Here is a 2,439-nt window from a genome sequence, read left to right as displayed (position 1 = left end):
CTGACCAGGAAGCGGATGCCGCCGAACACCAGCAGGGCCAGCACCCAGTCCAGCACCAGCACCGAACGCGGAAAGCCCGCCAGCTGGTCGGTCAGGAAGAGCAGGCCCAGCAGCACCGCCGAACTCGTCGTCACCGCGCGCACCAGGTCGATCAGGTCGCGCATCCCCACGTGGCGCCACCACCCCTGGAAGAGGCCGAACGCCAGGAACGAGGCCAGACGCGCCCCCACCAGGTACGGGAGCGTCGCCCAGAAGATGGGCTCGACCGCGTCGGGAACATGAAGGTCGAAGCGCAGTCCGAAGGCGAACCGGTACGCCAGGGGAATCAGCAGAAGGTGCAGGCCCACGATGAGCGGCCTGCGAAAGCGCACGAGAACGTTAGGAAGCATAAGATCGCCAACATGAGTAGAACACGCGGGCACACGGCGGCTGCCGTGGCGCGCTGGCCCGGCCTGCCGTGCTCCGCGCCGGGAGTGCACGAATTACGCCCGGGCCGAAGCGCGGACCGCACGCCGCCCGGCGCCGCCACGTGCCTGACGGGCGAGGCCCCCGGACGGTCACGCGCGACCGTCCGTCCAATAACGTTTCAGGGCGTCAGATCCGTACACCGGGGCTTCGACCGGCGCGCGACCGGGCGAACTGGCGGGCGTAGTAGCACACCCCCCGGTCGGCGCCGGCGCGCCGGATGCACGTCAGCGCCTCCTCGTGCGCGCGGGGACCGTCGATCCACCCGCGCTGGGCCGCGGCCTCGATCATGGCGTACTCGCCCGAAACGTGGTAGCCGAACACCGGGTAGCCGGTTTCGGCCTTCACCCGGTGGATGACGTCCAGGTACGCCAGCGCGGGCTTCACCATCAGCATGTCGGCGCCCTCGGCCACGTCCAGGCGCGCCTCGCGCACGGCCTCCAGGGCGTTGCCCGGGTCCATCTGCGCCGCGCGGCGGTCGCCGCTCGAGGGCGCGCTTTCGGCCGCCTCGCGAAAGGGGCCGTAGAACGCCGACGCGTACTTGGCGGTGTACGACAGGATGGCCGTGGCGGCGAACCCGCCCGCGTCGAGCGCGCCGCGCAGGGCGGCCACGCGCCCGTCCATCATGTCCGACGGGGCCACCACGTCGGCACCCGCGGCCGCGTGGGTGAGCGCCACCCGCTGCAGGAGCGGAAGGGTGGCGTCGTTGTCGACGTCGCCGTCGCGGAGCACGCCGCAGTGGCCGTGGCTGGTGTACTCGCACAGGCACACGTCGGTGATCACCAGCAGCTCGGGAAGCTCGCGCTTCAGCAGCCGCACGGCGCGCTGCACCACGCCGTCGTCGGCGTACCCCTCGCTGCCGCAGTCGTCCTTGCGTTCGGGAATCCCGAACAGCAGCACGCCTCCCAGGCCCAGCGACAGCGCCTCTTCGGCGTCCCTGAGCAGCTCGTCCGTCGAGGTCTGCTCCACCCCCGGCATGGACGACACGGGGCGGCGCACGCCCGCGCCGTGCACGGCGAAGAGGGGAAGCACCAGGTCGCCCGGCGAAACCGAGGTTTCGCGGCTGGCGGCGCGGAGCGCCTCGGTGCGCCGCAGGCGGCGGGGGCGATAGGCCGGATGGCTGGGCATCGCTGCTTCGGTCAGGGGTGGATGTACGCGGAGGCGCCCAGGTGGAACCACTGTTCGCGCCACCCGTCGCCCTGGTCGCGATACCCCCCCGCGCGCAGGTCCACGCGGCCGAGCCGCAGCGCCGCGTCCAACGCCGCCCCGGTGCTTCGCCCCGCGCGCTGGGGCGCGAACAGGTTGGCACCGCCGCGCCGCACCAGGTCCGCCCCCGACCGCTCGCGCCGGAACCCGCGGCCCTCCACCCGCAGCCGCGAATCGAAGAGCTCGGCCTGCGCGTAGCCCAGCGCCTCCCACCCCTGCCCGCCCATGGGGTGCCCCAGCGGGCGCGAGAGGCGCGCCCAGCCGCCGCGCTGGCTGGCGTTGAAGTACCAGGGCCCGTGGCCGCAGCACACCGCGGCCCAGCGCGTGTACACGGCGCCCAGCGCCACCTGCGGAAGCGCGGGCAGCGCCGGGAGGAACACCCCCGCCACCACGCCCGGCATCTCGTCGAAGGCCCCGGCGCCGTCGTCGGCGCCCACCTCGGCGTACACGGTCGCGGGAAGCAGCGCGTCGGTGGGCAGGCGCCAGCGCCCGTCGAACGAGGCGATCTGGTTCTCGAAGTCGCCCTCCACGATGACGCCCGCGAGCATGCGCGCCACGCGGAACGCGGTAATCGGTTCCGCCGCGGTGCCGAAGATGGACGACCGGTTGGCCGCCAGCGTCAGCCGCGGGTGCGGCTGCACGGCCATGCGCGCCCCCCACAGCCACGCCTGGTCCGGGTGGCGCCCGGGATCGCGCATGGGACCGGCGAACAGGTGCATGCTCACGGCGCCCGCGTGCCGGAGAAACCCGGGAAGCCGCACGGGCCTC

2 protein-coding genes and 1 pseudogene are annotated in these 2,439 nt (G+C 73.5%); all 3 read right to left on the bottom strand.

Translation table 11 applies throughout. The features are described from left to right. Window positions 1-347 (bottom strand): annotated as a pseudogene (locus tag VIB55_RS09450) (polysaccharide biosynthesis protein); the annotation flags it as partial. Between the two features lie 247 nt (window positions 348-594). Next, window positions 595-1,593 (bottom strand): porphobilinogen synthase, encoded by a 999-nt coding sequence (gene hemB, locus VIB55_RS09445; protein WP_331876400.1) that lies wholly within the window; start codon window positions 1,591-1,593, stop codon window positions 595-597. 11 nt (window positions 1,594-1,604) lie between these two features. Next, the coding region (locus VIB55_RS09440; protein ID WP_331876399.1) for a capsule assembly Wzi family protein at window positions 1,605-2,439 on the bottom strand (835 nt) is incomplete at its 5' end.

Origin of the sequence: Longimicrobium sp. (assembly GCF_036554565.1) — a bacterium.
Classification (GTDB): Bacteria; Gemmatimonadota; Gemmatimonadetes; order Longimicrobiales; family Longimicrobiaceae; genus Longimicrobium.
This window is presented reverse-complemented; position numbering and strand designations above follow the sequence as displayed.